16 protein-coding genes and 1 pseudogene are annotated in these 17,562 nt (G+C 69.9%); 14 read left to right on the top strand and 3 right to left on the bottom strand.

The features are described 5' to 3' along the window. Positions 1-94 precede the first annotated feature (94 nt). From ACIREE_RS22995 to ACIREE_RS22945, 11 genes and pseudogenes are all read left to right on the top strand, one after another. Positions 95-895, top strand: a complete 801-nt coding sequence (locus ACIREE_RS22995) for an enhanced serine sensitivity protein SseB C-terminal domain-containing protein (RefSeq protein WP_404155034.1) — start codon at positions 95-97, stop codon at positions 893-895. A gap of 313 nt (positions 896-1,208) precedes the next feature. Beyond that, entirely contained in the window at positions 1,209-2,213 is a 1,005-nt protein-coding gene (locus tag ACIREE_RS22990; protein ID WP_404155031.1) for an ABC transporter permease, read from the top strand. A gap of 114 nt (positions 2,214-2,327) precedes the next feature. Next, positions 2,328-4,097 carry an ABC transporter substrate-binding protein gene (locus ACIREE_RS22985; RefSeq protein ID WP_404155029.1) on the top strand — a complete coding sequence of 590 codons (1,770 nt, stop codon included), beginning with the start codon at positions 2,328-2,330 and terminating at the stop codon, positions 4,095-4,097. Between the two features lie 151 nt (positions 4,098-4,248). Then, positions 4,249-5,250 (top strand): ABC transporter permease, encoded by a 1,002-nt coding sequence (locus ACIREE_RS22980; protein WP_404155027.1) that lies wholly within the window; start codon positions 4,249-4,251, stop codon positions 5,248-5,250. Continuing rightward, a complete protein-coding gene (locus tag ACIREE_RS22975; RefSeq protein WP_404155024.1) occupies positions 5,247-6,344 on the top strand; it encodes an ABC transporter ATP-binding protein in 1,098 nt (365 codons plus the stop codon). The genes ACIREE_RS22980 and ACIREE_RS22975 overlap by 4 nt, the downstream gene beginning before the upstream one ends. 20 nt (positions 6,345-6,364) lie before the next feature. After that, complete coding sequence (locus tag ACIREE_RS22970; RefSeq protein WP_404155021.1) at positions 6,365-7,690, top strand: dipeptide ABC transporter ATP-binding protein; 1,326 nt, start codon at positions 6,365-6,367, stop codon at positions 7,688-7,690. 139 nt (positions 7,691-7,829) lie between these two features. After that, positions 7,830-9,224, top strand: a complete 1,395-nt coding sequence (locus tag ACIREE_RS22965; RefSeq protein WP_404155018.1) for a M1 family metallopeptidase — start codon at positions 7,830-7,832, stop codon at positions 9,222-9,224. A gap of 35 nt (positions 9,225-9,259) precedes the next feature. Further along, positions 9,260-9,931: a trimeric intracellular cation channel family protein gene (locus tag ACIREE_RS22960; protein WP_404155015.1), complete on the top strand. Its 672-nt coding sequence runs from the start codon at positions 9,260-9,262 to the stop codon at positions 9,929-9,931. Between the two features lie 220 nt (positions 9,932-10,151). Next, a pseudogene (locus ACIREE_RS22955) lies at positions 10,152-11,036 on the top strand (chitinase); the annotation flags it as partial. A gap of 64 nt (positions 11,037-11,100) precedes the next feature. After that, entirely contained in the window at positions 11,101-11,967 is an 867-nt protein-coding gene (locus ACIREE_RS22950) for a thioesterase family protein (RefSeq protein WP_404155201.1), read from the top strand. 250 nt (positions 11,968-12,217) lie between these two features. Then, positions 12,218-13,195 carry a helix-turn-helix transcriptional regulator gene (locus ACIREE_RS22945; protein WP_404155012.1) on the top strand — a complete coding sequence of 326 codons (978 nt, stop codon included), beginning with the start codon at positions 12,218-12,220 and terminating at the stop codon, positions 13,193-13,195. Here the strand turns inward: ACIREE_RS22945 and ACIREE_RS22940 are convergent. Further along, positions 13,155-14,030 (bottom strand): alpha/beta fold hydrolase, encoded by an 876-nt coding sequence (locus tag ACIREE_RS22940; RefSeq protein WP_404155009.1) that lies wholly within the window; start codon positions 14,028-14,030, stop codon positions 13,155-13,157. The genes ACIREE_RS22945 and ACIREE_RS22940 overlap by 41 nt on opposite strands. A 40-nt stretch (positions 14,031-14,070) precedes the next feature. Continuing rightward, entirely contained in the window at positions 14,071-14,694 is a 624-nt protein-coding gene (locus ACIREE_RS22935; RefSeq protein WP_404155006.1) for a TetR family transcriptional regulator, read from the bottom strand. Positions 14,695-14,800: 106 nt separating this feature from the next. Here ACIREE_RS22935 and ACIREE_RS22930 point away from each other — a divergent pair, with 106 nt between their 5' ends. From ACIREE_RS22930 to ACIREE_RS22920, 3 genes are all read left to right on the top strand, one after another. Next, on the top strand, positions 14,801-14,959 hold the full coding sequence (locus tag ACIREE_RS22930; RefSeq protein WP_404155004.1) for a hypothetical protein: 159 nt from the start codon (positions 14,801-14,803) through the stop codon (positions 14,957-14,959). A 287-nt stretch (positions 14,960-15,246) separates the two neighbouring features. Beyond that, the gene (locus ACIREE_RS22925; protein ID WP_404155199.1) at positions 15,247-15,465 is read left to right on the top strand and encodes a DUF4190 domain-containing protein; all 219 of its coding nucleotides are present in this window, start codon (positions 15,247-15,249) and stop codon (positions 15,463-15,465) included. An 83-nt stretch (positions 15,466-15,548) separates the two neighbouring features. After that, a complete protein-coding gene (locus tag ACIREE_RS22920) occupies positions 15,549-16,718 on the top strand; it encodes a cysteine desulfurase family protein (RefSeq protein WP_404155002.1) in 1,170 nt (389 codons plus the stop codon). A gap of 103 nt (positions 16,719-16,821) precedes the next feature. Here ACIREE_RS22920 and ACIREE_RS22915 read toward each other — a convergent pair whose 3' ends face one another. Beyond that, positions 16,822-17,505 (bottom strand): N-acetylmuramoyl-L-alanine amidase, encoded by a 684-nt coding sequence (locus ACIREE_RS22915; RefSeq protein WP_404154999.1) that lies wholly within the window; start codon positions 17,503-17,505, stop codon positions 16,822-16,824. Positions 17,506-17,562: the final 57 nt, after the last annotated feature.

Below are 17,562 nucleotides of genomic sequence, written 5' to 3'. Positions count from 1 at the left end.
GAACGCCGCTTAAGCTGGTTTCATGACCTGACCGGGCGGCGCTGTGCCTCCCGGTCACGGCGGAACACGGACGTTCACGAAGGGGCGGTTACGGGTGAGTGCGTCGGGCACGGCCGCGGCCGGACAGGTCGAGCACATGCTGCGCCAGGTGACCCCCGGGCGCTACGACGCGTACGAGGCGCTCCTCGCGGCCCTCGCCGACCCTGCCGCGGGACAGGTCTGGATGCTGCTCTGGCACGGCCAGGCCGGCTCGCCCGACGCCCAGTACGGGAACATGGACGTCGACGGTTTCTCCTACGCGCCCTGCGTGACATCCGCGCAGGAGCTCTCCGCGTCCGGCTGGTCCCGCGCCTACGAGGTGGTCGGCGGGGTCGACGCGGCCCGCACCCTCTACCCCGACCACTACGGCCTGTGGCTCAATCCGCACGCGCCGGGCGGCGGGGTGGGCGTGCCCTGGCTCGATCTGCGCCGCATCGCGGGCGGGCTCGACCGGCAGCCGGCCGGGCCGCTGCGCCTCGCCGAGCCGACCATCGAACTCCCGCAGTTCTACGCGCTGCTCGCGCAGAACGCGCACCGCACCACCGCGGTCCGCTCGCTGCGCCGCGCGTGGGTGCAGCCCGCGGTCGGCGCGCCGTACCTGGCGATCGGCCTCGATGTGTACGACACGGCGCCCGCGTCGGTGGACGCGGTCCGGGCGATGATGCAGGGCTCCGTCGCGGCGGTCCCGGACGGCCTGCCGGTCTCCACCGTCGCCATGTCCGACGAGTACGACCCGGTGGCGATGTGGCTGCGGGCGAACGCCCGGCCGTTCTACGACCGCGAGGCGCACGCGGCTCCGGCGGGGCCGGTGGGTGGGGGTTACGGGTACCCGCCGCCGTACGGCGCGTCGTACTGACCGTTTGTCCTCAATCGCCGGACTGCAACGTGCGTGCGGCTACGGGCGGTTGTGGCACCAATGTCCGACCTGGCGCCACTTCCGACCCAACTGCCCAACGTTCGCACCCCGTTCACAGCTGTCCGGATAACGGAACACCCCTGAAGGCATCACGTTTAGGCATCCTTTCCCCTTCAAGTCTGGCAACAGATCGCACACAGGTTGAAGACTCCGGCAGCAGGGGGCTTCGCCTCTGTGTACGACGGACTGAATCACGCCGCTACAGCGGCAAGTGTGGGCCGGTCACCGCCGGTTGAGAGGGGTCCTTGCCACGATGACGGCACCATTGCACGACACGACCGCGGAAGTGGATCCGACCGCCGCGGTCGACGCCGCCGCGAGCGGCTCCGACCGCAAGGTCGAGGGCAGGTCGCTGAAGCAGATCGCCTGGAACCGCCTCAAGCGGGACAAGGTCGCCCTCGCCGGTGGCATCGTTGTCGTCTTCCTGATTCTGGTGGCGGTCTTCGCGCCGCTCATCGTGAGCCTGCTCGGTCACCCGCCGAACCAGTTCCACCAGGACAAGCTGGACCCCCTGACGAACCTGCCCAGCGGGTCTCTCGGCGGTGTCAGCGGTGACTTCCTGTTCGGCGTCGAGCCGAACAAGGGCCGCGACGTGTTCAGCCGCATCGTCTACGGCGCCCGCATCTCCCTGCTCGTGGCGTTCCTCGCGGCGATCGTCGCGGTGGCGCTCGGCACCCTGTTCGGCATCATCGCCGGCTACTTCGGCGGCTGGGTCGACGCGCTGATCAGCCGCGTGATGGACGTGCTGCTCTCGTTCCCGCAGCTGCTCTTCATCATCTCCCTGGTCTCGGTGCTCCCGGACGACCTGCTGGGCCTGACCGGCAGCGGAGTGCGCATCGCCGTGCTCATCATGGTCATCGGCTTCTTCGGCTGGCCGTACGTCGGCCGCATCGTCCGAGGACAGACGCTCTCGCTGCGCGAGCGCGAATACGTGGAAGCGGCACGGTCGTTGGGTGGCGGCTCGCGGCACATCCTCTTCCGCGAACTGCTGCCGAACCTGGCCGCGCCGATCGTCGTCTACATGACACTGATGATCCCGACGAACATCCTCACGGAGGCCGCGCTCAGCTTCCTCGGCGCCGGTGTCCGGCCGCCCACGGCATCGTGGGGCGGCATGCTCCGCGACGCCCTCGAGACGTACGAGCACGACCCGATGTTCATGATCTTCCCGGGCGTCACGATCTTCATCACCGTCCTCGCGTTCAACCTCTTCGGCGACGGGTTGCGCGACGCGCTCGACCCGAAGGGGTCCCGGTAAAGCCACAGGCCCGACCGGTCTGTCCCGAACTGCCCCTGCCGCATTGTCAGGTGGCTCGACTCCATGGTTCTCCGGCTGCTGGCCCGGGACCGCGATCTCGGAGGTTACGAGAAAATGCCCACAAGTTCCCCGAAGCGACGGCTCGCCGCAGGCGCGGCCCTCGTCGTCGCGGCGCTCGTGTCCACCACGGCGTGCGGCGGCGGTGACGGCGACTCCAAGGACTCGTCGAAGGGTGCCGGTTACGACGCCGCGTACAACAAGATCGCGAACGTCTCCACGAAGAAGGGAGGCACGCTGAAGATGGTCGGCAAGCAGGACCTGGACTCCGCCGACCCGCAGCGCGCCTACTACGGCATGTCGTGGGACTTCATGCGGTTCTACACGCGTCAGCTCGTGACGTTCGCGCCGAAGGCGGGCGCCGCCTCCACCGAGCTGGTGGGCGACCTCGCGGATTCCACCGCGAAGGTCACCGACGGCGGCAAGACCTACACGTACACCCTGCGGGACGGCGTCACCTGGGAGGACGGTTCGCCGATCACCTCGCAGGACATCAAGTACGGCATCGAGCGCATCTGGGCGACGGACACCATCACCGGTGGCCCGCAGTACCTGAAGCAGAACCTGGACCCCAAGGGCGAGTACAAGGGCCCCTACAAGGACAAGTCCAAGGACAAGCTCGGTCTGAAGTCGATCCAGACGCCGGACGCGAAGACCATCGTCTTCAAGCTCCCCAAGCCCAACGGTGACTTCGAGCAGTTCCTCGCCATGCCGTCCGGCTCGCCGGTGAAGCAGGCCAAGGACACGGCGACCAAGTACACCCAGCACCCGTTCTCCTCGGGCCCGTACAAGTTCCAGTCGTACAAGGCCAACAAGAAGATCGTGCTGGTCCGCAACGACAAGTGGAAGAAGGCCTCGGACCCGATCCGTGCCGCGCTTCCCGACAAGATCGACGTGACGATCTCCGCCAACCTGGAGGAGAACGACAAGCGCCTGATGGAGGGCGACTACGACGTCGACCTGAACGGCACCGGCATGACCCAGTCGGGTCGCGTCAGCGCCGTCCAGGACCACCGTGACAGCGTCGACAACATGCGGACCTCCTTCGTCCGCTACGTCGCCCTGGTGCACACCGCCAAGCCGTTCGACAACGTCCACTGCCGCAAGGCCGTGTTCTACGCGACGGACTTCGCCGGTCTGCAGCAGACCCGTGGCGGCAAGCTGGCCGGTGGCGACATCGCCAACTCGACCCTGCCGGTCTCCATCAAGGGCCACACCGACTACGACCCGTACGGCGTCATCGCCCGCAAGGGCAAGCCGGACGTGGCCAAGGCCAAGGCCGAGCTGAAGGAGTGCGGCCAGCCCAACGGGTTCTCCTCCAAGATCACCGCCCGTAACAACCAGCCGGGCGAGGTCGACACCGCGGAGGCGCTCCAGGAGCAGCTCTCCAAGGTCGGCATCAAGATCGAGGTGGACTCCCTCGACGGCGCCGAGACCTCCGCGATCACCGGTTCGCCGAAGGTCGTCAAGGAGCGCGGCTACGGCATGACGATGAGCGGCTGGGGCCCGGACTTCCCGTCCGGCCAGGGCTTCGGCCAGCCGCTGTGGGACAGCCGGTTCCTGTCGGACACCGGTAACTACAACGAGTCCCAGATCAAGGACAAGAAGATCGACGGTCTCTTCGACAAGGCGATCGCCGAGACCGACGCGGACAAGGCCGGGAAGCTCTACGAGGAGCTCGACCACCGGATCCTCGACCAGGCCGACTGGATGCCCTTCATCTACGAGAAGAACATCACCTGGCGTGGCCCGCGTCTGACCAACGTCTACATGTCCGACGCGTACAACGGTCGCTACGACTACGCCTCCCTCGGCGTCGTCAAGTAACACCCTTTCCGGGCAACGGAGTCGGGACGATCCGTTGCCCGGATCTGGACCTCCGCCGCCGAAACCCGCCAGTCCGAAGGGCAGGTGATGGCCCCGGGCGCCGATCGGGGACTCCCACAAGGAGTTCCCGGCCGGTGCCGGGCCGCGCACAGTGCTTGCTTATCTCATCCGGCGCCTGTTCGCCGTTGTCATCATGGTGCTCGTCGTGCTGCTCGCGACCTTCACCATCTTCTTCATGCTGCCCAAATGGGCGGGTCAGGACGTAGCCGTCCTCTTCGCCGGCAAGGCAACCGGAGCCGAGCAGCTCGCCGGTATCCGGATCAAGCTCGGCCTGAACGACCCCGTGCTCCTGCAGTTCTGGGACTTCGTCAAGGCCATCCCGATGGGTCGCGACTACGTCAACGGCAATGACGTGACCCACTGCGCCGCTCCGTGCTTCGGCTACTCCTTCCGCACGGAGGAGCCCGTCTGGACCACCCTCAAGGACGCGCTGCCGGTCACCCTGGCCCTCGCCGCCGGTGCCTGTGTCCTGTGGCTGATCGCCGGTGTCGCCACCGGTGTGCTCTCCGCGCTCAAGCGCGGCACCATCTGGGACCGTTCCGCCATGACCATCGCCCTCGGCGGTGTCTCCCTGCCGGTCTTCTTCACCGGCATGGTCGCGATGGGCGTCTTCGTGCACAGCCTCGGCTGGGTGCACATCGCCGACAGCCTCTCGACCGAGGACTCCATCGGCGTCTGGTTCGAGACACTGATCCTGCCGTGGATCGTGCTCGCCTTCCTCAACGCCGCGATGTACGCCCGTCTCACCAGAGCCACCATGCTGGAGATCCTGGGCGAGGACTACATCCGCACCGCGCGCGCCAAGGGACTCGGCGAGTCCGCGGTCATCACCCGGCACGCCCTGCGGTCCGCGATGACCCCGATCCTCACCGTCTTCGGACTCGACCTCGGTGTGCTGCTCGGCGGTGCCGTGCTCACCGAGTCCACGTTCAACCTGCCGGGTCTCGGCCTCGCGGCGGTCCAGGCCATCAGCAACAAGGACCTGCCCGTGATCCTCGGCGTGACGCTGTTCGCGGCTCTCGCGATCGCCGTCGCCAACCTCGTCGTGGACCTTCTGTACGCCGTCATCGACCCGCGAGTGAGGCTGGGATGACCGAACTGCACAAGACCGGTGCGGCGGTCGGAGAACCCGTCACCGCCCCGGCCGCTCCCCGCGCCTTCCTCGAGGTCCGTGACCTCAAGGTGCACTTCCCGACCGACGACGGTGTGGTCAAGTCCGTCGACGGACTCTCCTTCAAGCTGGAGAAGGGCCGCACCCTCGGCATCGTCGGCGAGTCCGGATCGGGCAAGTCCGTCACGTCGCTGGGCATCCTCGGCCTGCACACCGCGGGCCAGTACGGCCGGCGCAAGGCCCAGATCAGCGGCGAGATCTGGCTGGACGGCACCGAGCTGCTGACCGCGGACCCCGACAAGGTACGCAAGCTGCGCGGCCGCGACATGGCGATGATCTTCCAGGATCCGCTCTCCGCGCTGCACCCGTACTACACGATCGGCAAGCAGATCGTGGAGGCCTACCGGGTCCACCACGACGTCGACAAGAAGACGGCACGCAAGCGGGCCATCGAGATGCTCGACCGGGTCGGGATCCCCCAGCCGGACAAGCGGGTCGACTCCTACCCGCACGAGTTCTCCGGCGGTATGCGCCAGCGCGCGATGATCGCCATGGCGCTGGTGAACAACCCCGAGCTGCTGATCGCCGACGAGCCGACCACGGCCCTCGACGTGACCGTGCAGGCGCAGATCCTCGACCTGATCCGGGATCTGCAGAAGGAGTTCGGCTCGGCCGTCATCATGATCACGCACGACCTCGGTGTCGTCGCGGAGATGGCCGACGAGCTCCTCGTCATGTACGGCGGCCGCTGCGTCGAACGCGGCCCGGCGGGCAAGGTCTTCTCCACGCCGCAGCACCCGTACACCTGGGGCCTGTTGGGCTCGATGCCGCGCATCGACCGGGAGCAGACCGAGCGGCTCACCCCGGTCAAGGGCTCCCCGCCCAGCCTGATCAATCTGCCGAGCGGCTGCGCGTTCAACCCGCGCTGCCCGTACGCGGACATCCCCAAGGACAACATCACCCGTCGCGAGCGCCCCGAACTGCACCAGATCGGCTCCGGCCACTTCTCGGCCTGCCACATGTCGGCCGAGGAGCGGGAGCGGATCTGGACCGAAGAGATTGCGCCGAAGCTGTGACGGACGCCAAAGGACCCGAGATGACGATCCCTCAGCAGGCGAGCGACTCGCCGGCCACCTCGCCGGATCCCGCCAAGGGTGAGCCGCTGCTCAAGGTCGAGGGACTGGTCAAGCACTTCCCGATCAAGAAGGGCCTGCTCAAGCGGCAGGTCGCCGCGGTGCAGGCGGTCGACGGGCTGACCTTCGACGTGCGCGCGGGGGAGACCCTGGGCGTGGTCGGCGAGTCCGGCTGCGGCAAGTCGACGATGGGCCGGCTGATCACGCGGCTGCTCGAACCGACCGCCGGGCGCGTCGAGTTCGAGGGCACCGACATCACGCACCTGGGCACCGCCGGCATGCGTCCGCTCCGCCGCGACGTCCAGATGATCTTCCAGGACCCGTACTCGTCGCTGAACCCGCGCCACAACATCGGCACGATCGTCGGGGCGCCGTTCACCATCCAGGGCGTCAAACCCGAGGGCGGTGTGCGCAAGGCCGTGCAGGATCTGCTGGAGCGCGTCGGGCTCAACCCCGAGCACTACAACCGCTACCCGCACGAGTTCTCCGGCGGCCAGCGCCAGCGCATCGGCATCGCCCGCGCGCTGGCCCTGCGCCCGAAGCTGGTGGTCGCCGACGAGCCGGTCTCGGCCCTCGACGTGTCGATCCAGGCCCAGGTGGTGAACCTCCTCGACGACTTGCAGGACGAGCTCGGTCTGACGTACGTGATCATCGCGCACGACCTCTCGGTCATCCGGCACGTCTCCGACCGGATCGCGGTGATGTACCTCGGCAAGATCGTGGAGCTCGCCGACCGCAACGACCTCTACTCGACGCCGATGCACCCGTACACCAAGGCACTGCTGTCGGCGGTTCCGGTGCCGGACCCGAACCGGCGCGGTGCGAAGAGCGAGCGCATCCTGCTGCGCGGCGACGTCCCCTCGCCCATCGACCCGCCCGCCGGCTGCCGGTTCCACACGCGCTGCTGGAAGGCGACGGAGGTGTGCGCGACGAAGGAGCCCCCGCTGCTCCAGCTCGCCACCGGCCACCAGGTCGCCTGCCACCACCCGGAGAACGCCCCCGACCAGGCCCCCGAGGACACCAAGCTGCTCTCGGTGGCGAAGGAGGCGATCGACGTGGTGACGGTCCCGGCACCGGCCGCCGTCGAACCGGAGCCCGAGGTTGTAGCGGAGCCGGAGGTCGTCGCGGAGCCCGAGGTCGTCGCGGATCCTGTGGCCGCGGCGAAGCCCAAGGCTGTCGCGGAGCCCGAGGTTGTAGCGAAGCCCGAGGCCGTCGCGGAGCCCGAGGCCGTAGCGAAGCCCAAGGCCGTCGCGGAGTCCGAGGTCGTCGCGGAGTCCGACGAGAAGTGAGTCCCCGGCGCGGGGCAGGCAGCCTGCCCCGCGCCGAACTCGGCAGTGAACATGGCCCAGAAGGGTCATGTACACGACGTACCCCCGAGCGGCAGTGTCTCCGTGTCCAATACACCGGAACCTGCTCGAAGGGACGCCCATGGCTCTCTCCCGTTCGGCACGCCTGGCCGCGCTCACCGTCGCCGCCGCCTCCTTCTGCCTGATAGCCGCATCCCCGGCACCCGAGCCCGGCGCCGACGGCATCGGCGACACGTACTTCCCACAGCTCGGCAACGGCGGCTTCGACGCCCGCCATTACGATCTCGATGTCGCCTACAACCCCGACACCGACCGCCTCGACGGCCGCACCACCCTCACCGCGCGCGCCACCCAGAACCTCTCCTCCTTCGATCTCGACCTGCAGCAGCTCACGGTCACCCGGGTCGAAGTGGACGGCAGACGCGCCGACTTCACGCGCACCGGCGACGAGATAGTGGTCACCCCGCGCGGCTCGATCCGTAAGGGGCACACCTTCCGTGCCGCCGTCACCTACGGCGGAGTCCCCGAAGCGCTCAGCGGTCCGATCGTCTTCGGCTCCGACTACGGCTGGATGAAGACCACCGACGGCGTCTTCGTCGCCTGCGAGCCGAACGCCGCCTCCACCTGGTTCCCGTCCAGCGACCACCCCTCCGACAAGGCGACCTACGACATCCGTATCAAGGCCCCCAAGGGCCTCACCGGTGTCTCCAACGGCCGACTCGTCGACACGTACGACACCAAGGGCGGCCAGACCGTCCACCACTGGCGCGAGTCGAAGCCCATGGCGACCTACCTCGCGACCGCCAGCATCGGAAAGTTCGACGTGAAGAGCGGCCGCACCCCGGCGGGCACCCCCATCTACGTCGCCATCGACCCGGTCCTCGCCAACAGCAACGGCGTCGACGTGTACGCCGTCACCGCCGAGGCCACCGACTACTGGTCCCGGGTCTTCGGCCCCTACCCCTTCGAGGAGACGGGTGCGGTCGTCGACGACATGCCGCAGGCCGGCTTCTCCCTGGAGACCCAGTCCAAGCCCAGCTACTCCGCCGTCCGCAACGAGTCGACCATCGTGCACGAGCTGGCCCACCAGTGGTTCGGCGACTCCGTCTCCGTCGAGCAGTGGCAGCACATCTGGCTCAACGAGGGCTTCGCCACGTACGCCCAGTGGCTGTGGGCCGAGCACAAGGGAACCCAGTCGGCGCACGACGCCTTCCTCGCGGGCTACAACTCCCGCCCGGCCACCTCCTCCTTCTGGCAGACGAAGGTCGGTGACCCGCAGCGCGACACGATGTTCGCCTCCGCGGTCTACCAGCGCGGCGCGATGACCCTCCAGGTGCTGCGCGAGCGCATCGGCGACAAGGCCTTCTTCAAGCTGCTGCCCGCCTGGACGAAGCTGCACCGCTACGGCAACGCGCGGACGTCCGACTTCATCGCCCTCGCCGAGCGGATCTCCGGTCAGCGGCTCGACGGCCTCTTCGACACCTGGCTGTACACCACGGGCAAGCCGAGCCTGTAGCCGGGTTCCGGTCGTCCGGCAGGTAAGAATGTCGGGTGATCCAGGAACTGTTCACCCCCTCCGTCCAGCATTGGCTCGACCTCATCGGCATCTTCGTGTTCGCGATCTCCGGTGCGCTGATGGCCGTCCGCAAGAACTGGGACGTCTTCGGCATCGTCGCGCTCGCCGAGGCCACCGCGCTGGGCGGAGGGGTGTTCCGCGATCTGGTCATCGGGGCCGTGCCCCCGGCCGCTTTCACCGACCTCGGCTACTTCCTGACCCCGATGGTCGCCGCGGCCCTCGTCTTCTTCCTGCACCCCGAGGTCGAGCGGACCCAGCTCGCCGTGAACATCTTCGACGCGGCCGGCCTCGGCCTGTTCTGCGTCACGGGCACGACCAAGGCGTACGACTACGGGCTCGGCCTCACCGCGTCCGCCGCGCTCGGCCTCACCACGGCGGTCGGCGGCGGTGTGGTGCGCGACATCATCGCCAACGAGGTGCCGTCGCTGGTCCGCTGGGACCGGGACCTCTACGCGGTCCCGGCGATGGTCGGCGCGGGCATCGTCGTCCTGTGCATCAACTACGACGCCCTGAACGGCTTCACCAGCGCCGTCGCGGTCCTCACCGCGTTCCTCCTGCGGCTGCTCGCCATGCACTACCACTGGCGCGCGCCCCGCGCGTGGAACCGCAGATCGGCCGCGGTGGACGTGACGGAGGAGACGCCGTAGCGGAGCGGGCCCTCAACTCCCGCCTCTTTCCTGTCTCTTGACTCCCTTGGGCCTCACGAGTTAACTCACGTACTGAATTAAGTCTGGACCAACCTTCCCTCCCCCCACGCTTGGAAGGCCCATGAGAACTCGTACCCGGATCACCGCCGTGGCCGCCGCGACCGCGGCCGTCGCGGCAGGCACCCTCTTCGGTACCGCCCAGGCCGACCCCGCCCCCACGGCCGCCCCGCAGGCCGTGGCCCCCTACCTCTACAACGGCTGGGGCGACCCGCCGGGCCCGGCGGAGGTCCAACAGGCCACCGGTGTCCGCTGGTTCACGCTCGCCTTCGTTCTCGACGCCGGCGGCTGCACCCCGAAGTGGGACGGCTCCCGTCCGCTCACCGGCGGCGCCGACCAGCGGACGGTCGAGGCCGTACGGGCGGGCGGCGGCGACGTCGTCCCGTCCTTCGGCGGCGCGAGCGGCGCCAAGCTGGAGCAGTCCTGCTCCGACGCGGACGCGCTCGCGGGGGCGTACCAGAAGGTCATCGACGCCTACGGGCTGAAGGCGATCGACATCGACATCGAGGGCGACGCCTACAACGACCCGGCCACGCAGACGATGACGATCGACGCCCTGAAGAAGGTGAAGGCCGACAACGCGGGACTCACCACCTACGTGACGTTCCCCTCCGACCGGAGCGGCCCCGACGGCAGCATGATCGACCGGGCCGCCGACGCCGGTCTGGAGGTGGACGGCTGGACGATCATGCCGTTCGACTTCGGCGGCGCGGGCCAGAACATGGGCGAGCTGACGAAGCAGGCCACCGACGGGCTCAAGGACCGGGTGAAGTCGGCGTACGGCTACAGCGACGACGAGGCGTACCGGCACAGCGGCCTGTCCTCCATGAACGGCATCACCGACAACGACGAGACCGTCACCCAGGCCGACTTCGAGACGATCCTCGCCTACGCGCAGGCCCACCACCTGGCCCGGCTCTCCTTCTGGTCCGTCAACCGCGACCGGCCCTGCCCCGGCGCCTACCCGAACGACGACACGTGTTCCGGTGTCGACCAGGAGCCCTGGGCGTTCACCAAGATCCTCGCGAAATACGAAGCTACCGCTTAGTAATTTCTTGTTGTACGTTTCCGGTATGGCAGAAGCAGCGTCCATGCAGGACCGTACGACGACCATGCAGGACCGTACGACGACGGTGACCGCGGCGACGATCGGCGACAGCGAGTTCGACCGCGACACGACCGTCATCCGGCGGGAGCCCGGTGTCTACGACATCGAGCTCTCCGCCGGGTGGACGATCATCAACGCCGTCAACGGGGGCTACCTGCTCGCCGTGCTCGGCCGCGCCCTCGCGGACGCCCTGCCGCACAGCGACCCGTTCACGATCTCGGCGCACTACCTGACGGCCTCGGCACCTGGCCCCGCCGTCATCCGCACCGACGTCGTACGTACCGGCCGCACCCTCTCCACCGGACAGGCCTCCCTGTTCCAGTACGCCGACGACGGCACCGAGATCGAGCGCATCCGCGTCCTCGCCTCCTACGGCGACCTGGACGCGCTCCCCGACGACGTGCGCACCAGTGCGCAGGTCCCGTCCATCCCGCCCATCGATCAGTGCTTCGGCGCGGGCGACGCACCCGACGGCACGCCCCCGGTCCCCGGCAGCTCCGCGATCACCGACCGCCTCGCGCTCAAGCTCGACCCGGCGACGCTCGGCTGGGCCCTCGGCGCCCCCTCGGGCAAGGGTGAGATGCGCGCGTGGTTCGGCCTGGCCGACGGCCGCGACGCGGATCCGCTGTCGCTGCTGCTCGCCGTGGACGCCCTGCCGCCGACCGCCTTCGAGCTCGGCCTCAAGGGCTGGGTCCCGACGGTCGAACTGACGGTCCACGTCCGCTGCCGCCCGGCGCCCGGCCCGCTCCGGGTCTCCATCACCACGCGCAATCTGGCCGGCGGCTTCCTGGAGGAGGACGCGGAGGTCTGGGACGCGCAGGACCGGCTCGTGGCCCAGTCGAGGCAGCTGGCGCGGGTTCGGTTGGGCTGACGCGGGTCCCCTCCGGGGGAGGTCGGGTCGTGTCGCCGGGTGCACCTTTCGTCGTGGCTGGTCGCGCCCACGCGGCGGAGCCGCACATGTCACAGCCCCGCGCCCCTGAGATGCGCACTGCGTGCGCCATCTCAGACGCCCATGGGGCTGCGGCGAAGCCGCATGCCTCAGCGGCGCGGGGAACTGCGCGAGAAGTCCCCACCGGGGCGCACCTGGCGGCGGGCCGTGGCGGGCACGTCAGACTGGCCCGGTGAAATCGGACCGGCTGCTCTCCATCCTCCTGCTCCTCCAGACCCGCGGCCGCGTCCCCGCCCACGAACTGGCGGACCGGCTGGAGGTCTCGGTCCGCACCATCTACCGGGACGTCGACGCGCTGAGCGGCGCGGGCGTACCCGTCTACGCCGAGCGCGGGCGCCACGGCGGCATCGCCCTCCTGCCCGGCTACCGCACCGACGTCACCGGCCTCACCGCCGACGAGTCGCGCGCCCTGTTCATCCTCGCCGCGCAGGGCGCCCACGCCGCCCTCGGCCTGGACACGGCGTTCGGCTCGGCCCTGCGCAAGGTCATGGCCGCGCTGCCCGCGCCGCACCGCCCCGCCGCCGAGCTGACCAGCCGCCGGATCCTGGTCGAGTCCTCGCGCTGGATGGGCCCGCCGCCGCGCGAGGTCGACGTCAGCGCCTTGCAGGACGCGGTCTTCGCCGACCGGCGGCTGCGCATCCGCTACCGGCACAGCGGCGCCGACGCGCCGCGCACGTACACCGTCGACCCGTACGGCCTCGTCTCCAAGGCCGGCGTCTGGTACCTGATCGCCGACCGCCGGGCCGTGCCCCGCCTCTTCCGCGCCGACCGGATGCACGCCGCGACGCTCACCGACGCCCCGGTCAAGCGGCGAGCGGGCGTCGAACTCGCCGACGTGTGGGCGGTGTTGAAGCGACAGGTCGAGGTGCGGACCGGCGGTATCGGCGTCACGGCCCGGGTCCGCCGCGACCGCTTCGACCTGTTCCTGCGGATGTGCGGCAACTCCCTGACCGAACACCCCGAGGACGACGGCGTCAGCGAGTGGATCACCGTCCGGCTCGGCTACGGGGTCCTGGGGGCGGCCCGCATGCTCCTCCCTTTCGCCGACCACCTCGAAGTGCTCGAACCCGCCGAGGTGCGCGAGGAGTTGGCCCGCTGCGGCGCCGCGATCACCGGCCTGTACGGAGGAACCGACCGAGCGCGGCCGTGAGTTCGGCGGGCGCGTCCTCCTGGACCAGGTGTCCGGCGCCGCCGATGATCCGCAGCTCGGCACCGGGGATCAGCGCGGCCAGCTCATGCCCCCGCCCGACCGGGATCCAGGTGTCCTCGGCGCCCCAGCAGACCAGCACGGGCAGCGCCAACTCCCCGTAACGGCCCTGGATGTCGTCGGTGCCGACATGAGGGACGTTCTGCTCGATCTGCCGGTAGAAGGCGTCCTTGCCCGCCTCGGTCAGCCACGGGGCGACGAGTCGCGCGTGCGTGTCCGGGTGCAGGCCGGGGTGGCTCGCCGAGCTGATGTAGCGGTGCACGAGCGCCTCGTGCAGATCATCGGGCAACCGCCGGAAGACATCCGCGTGTTCGGCGAGCAGGCGGTACGTGGGGGAGCCCCAGGGTGCGAGCGCCACCGGGTCGACCAGGGCGAGGCGGGAGTACGCGGCGCCGTGCAGCAGATGGGCGCGCAGGGCGACGCAGCCGCCGAAATCATGGGCGACGACGGCCGGTGCGGCCGGTCCTGTCAGGCCCCAGTGGTCGATCAGCCCGGCCAGGGCGCGGGCCTGCGCGTCGAGCGTGACGTCCTGGCCGGGCCGCATCTCGGAGGCGCCGTAGCCCGGCAGGTCCCATACGTACACGCGGTGTTCGGCCGCCAGCGCCCGTGCGGGGCCGCGCCATACGTACGACGAGAACGGCGTGCCGTGGACGAGGACGACGGGCGGCGCGTCCTCCGGGCCGAGCGCGGCCCAGCGGATCTCGCCGGAAGGGCCGGCGTAGCCGCGATCGAGGGTCCAGTCGGTGGTCCGGACACCCCTGGCTTCCGCTGTTGTCATGACCGTAAGGCTAGTAGCTCCTGACGTACTCGGCCAGGGCTCATGACGCGTCCAGCCAGTGCCGGCGCCCGAGGCTCACCAGCCTCAACTGCCGCTCCGCCAGCCCTGCCACGCGCGCGAAGTCCTCGGGGGGCGTGGTGAGAAAGACCGACGCCGTCATCACCATGTGGTCGACGTACAGGCCCGCGAGCATCAGCAGATCCTCCCGGCTCCAGCCCACCGACTCCGGGTCGTGGCTCAGGGCCGCGGCCACCTCCTCGGCGAACTGCCCGAGCTGCGCCCCTATGGCCTCGCTGACCCGCTGGACGCCGCCGTGCCGCTCGCGCGCGATGAAACGCACGTGGGCCGGATGGGCGCGCACGTGCGCGGCGATCAACTTCACGGTGCACGCGATCCGTTCGTCGCTGTCCCAGGTCGCCGTCAGCAACTCGGAGACCACCGCGTGCAGACTGCCGAGCGCCTCGTCGACCAGGGCCACGCCGAGGTCGGCCGTGCTGTCGAAGTGCCGGTAGAACGCGGTCGGCGCCACCCCCACGGCCCGCGTGACCTCCCGCAGGCCCAGGCTGCTGAGGCTCTGCTCCTCCAGCAGTTCCAGCGCCGCGTCGAGGAGGGCCTGCCGGGTTTTCTGCTTCTGGGCCTGCCGGACGCCGAGAGTGTGACTCATGTCATCCAGTTAACAACTGTTCTCCGTAATTGAAAAGCCGTACACGGGCTAGACTCCTAAGTCAGTGAACAGTTGTAACCTACGCTGAGTCTGAGAGGTCTTGTCCATGCTGTTCCTCGTAGCGGCCCTTCTGCTCCTGGGCTTCGCGCTCGGCACCGTGGCGCACGCCCCGCTGTCGTTCACGCTCGTCGCCGCCGCCGTCATCGGCGTCTGGCTGGCCGTCTTCGCGGTCCGCGAGCGCCACAGCCGCCGCCACCAGCACTGATCTCTACGCAGCATTGATCTGCATTGATCTGCATTGATCTGCACGCAGCACTGATCCGTTTTCGTCAGCAAGGGGGTACCACCATGCAGCTCACCGCACCGGCCCGGACACCGAAGACGACCGACGACGTGTCGGAGACGACCGAGGCGCCGGAGACGGCTCACGTATCGGAGACGACCGAGGCGCCGGAGACGACCGAGGCGCCGGAGACGGCCGACGCGCCGGAGACGGCCGACGCGCCGGAGGCGACCGAGGTCCGGCCCACCGGACGGCGGGACACCGACGGTATGGCCGTCGCCTCGTTCGTCCTCGGCCTCATCGGGCTGCTCGTCCTGAACGTCTTGCTCGGCCCGATCGCGATCGTTCTCGCGGGCCTGTCCCTGTGGCGTGGCACCGCCCGCCGCGGCCGTGCCCTGCTCGGTCTCGGACTCGGCGTCGCCGACCTCGTCGTGCTCGCCGCCCTCGTCGCGGCGGACGGCACTTTGTCCTGGAGCATCGCGGGCTGACGCCCGTCGCAGAGCCTCGCGTGGGTACGGGACCCCACGCGGCGGCAGAGGATCCCCGGCGGGCTCGTAGAATCGTGGTCACCATGGCCTACCTCGACCACGCCGCGACCACTCCGATGCTCCCGGAGGCGGTCGAGGTGATGACCGCCCAGCTCGGCGTCACCGGCAACGCCTCGTCCCTGCACGCCGCGGGCCGCCGCGCCCGGCGCACCGTCGAGGAGTCCCGCGAGACCCTCGCCGCCTCCCTCGGCGCCCGCCCCAGCGAGGTCGTCCTCACCGCGGGCGGCACCGAAGCCGACAACCTCGCCGTCAAGGGCCTCTACTGGGCCCGGCGTGCCGCGGACCCGGGCCGCACCCGCGTCCTCTCCAGCCCCGTCGAACATCACGCCGTTCTCGATGCCGTGCACTGGCTCGCCGAGCACGAGGGCGCCACCGTCGAGTACCTGCCCGTCGACTCCTACGGCCGCGTCTCCGCCGAAGCCCTGCGCGAGGCGATCGCCCGTAACCCCGACGATGTGGCCCTGGCCACCGTCATGTGGGCCAACAACGAGATCGGCACGATCCAGCCCGTCCGCGAACTCGCCGACGTGGCCCAGGAGTTCGACATCCCGCTGCACGCCGACGCGGTCCAGGCCTACGGCCAGGTGCCGGTCGACTTCGCCGCCTCGGGCCTCGCGGCCATGACGGTGTCGGGCCACAAGGTCGGCGGCCCGTACGGCATCGGCGCGCTCCTCCTCGGCCGTGAGTACACCCCCGTCCCCGTCCTGCACGGCGGCGGACAGGAGCGGCACGTCCGCTCCGGCACCCTTGACGTACCGGCCGTCGCCGCGTTCGCCACGGCGGGCCGGATCGCGGCCGAGCGGCGCGAGTGGTTCGCCCGCGAGATCGGCGCCCTGCGCGACGAACTGGTCCGGGCCGTCCGCACGGCCGCCCCCGAGGCGCTCCTCGGCGGTGACCCGGACCCCGGCGGCCGCCTCCCCGCCAACGCCCACTTCACCTTCCCCGGCTGCGAAGGCGACTCCCTCCTGCTGCTCCTGGACGCCCAGGGCATCGAGTGCTCGACGGGCTCGGCCTGCACCGCGGGCGTCGCCCAGCCCAGCCATGTCCTGCTCGCCACCGGCACCGCCCCGGACCTGGCCCGCGGCACGCTCCGCTTCTCGCTCGGCCATACGTCGACGAAGGCGGACGTGGACGCGGTGGCCCAGGCGATCGGCCCGGCGGTGGAGCGGGCGCGGTCGGCGGGCCTGACGTGATGTGACGGCGGGTGGCGGGTGGCGGGTGGCGGGTGGCCGGTGGCTTTGGCGGCTCGGGGCCAAGGCCTTGCGGTTTGGCCCTGGCGGCTCAGGCCCTGGCGGTTCAGGCCTTGGCGGCGCCGGCCCGCTTGTGTGCCTCCCGCACCAGCCGCATGTACTTGTCCCAGTCCCAGTGCGGCCCGGGATCGGTGTGATCGGTCCCCGGCACCTCCACGTGGCCGATGACGTGCTTGCGGTCCGGCGGAAAGTCGTAGCGACGGCATATCGCCGCGGTCAGCCGGGCCGACGCCGCGTACATGGCCTCGGTGAAGTCCTCCGGGTGGTCGACGAACCCCTCGTGCTCGATGCCGACACTGCGCTCGTTGTACTCCCGGTTCCCCGCGTGGAACGCGACGTCCAACTCCCGGATCATCTGCGCTATGTGCCCGTCCTGGCGCACCACGTAATGCGATGCCGCGCCGTGCCACGGATCCTTGAAGACCTTCAGGGTCCCCTGATAGCTGCCCTGCGTGACGTGGATGATGACCCGGTCGATCGTGTAGTCGGCGGGCCGGTCCGCCCGCCGCCAGTTCGCCGCGGCCGCCGCCACCCACTCCGCGCCCCGGTAGTCCACCGCTCCGGCGTCGCGCGGCTTGTCGACCCCCGGCATCTGCCACCACATGTGCGCGAGATCGCTGCGCGCGAGCAGCCCTACGCCCACGGCCGACGCCGCGCCGCCGATGATCAGCGTCCGCCTGCTGACCCGACCGTCCCGGTCGGCGCCTTTTCCGGCTCCCGACTTACCCATCCCACGCCCCCGTCCTCCCCGTACTAGATCCAAACGGATATCCGGGGGATTCGGTTC

It is taken from the genome of Streptomyces sp. NPDC102467 (assembly GCF_044765445.1).
Lineage (GTDB): Bacteria > Actinomycetota > Actinomycetes > Streptomycetales > Streptomycetaceae > Streptomyces.
The sequence above is the reverse complement of the archived record's forward strand: the minus strand, read 5'-3'. Positions and strand labels throughout refer to the sequence as shown.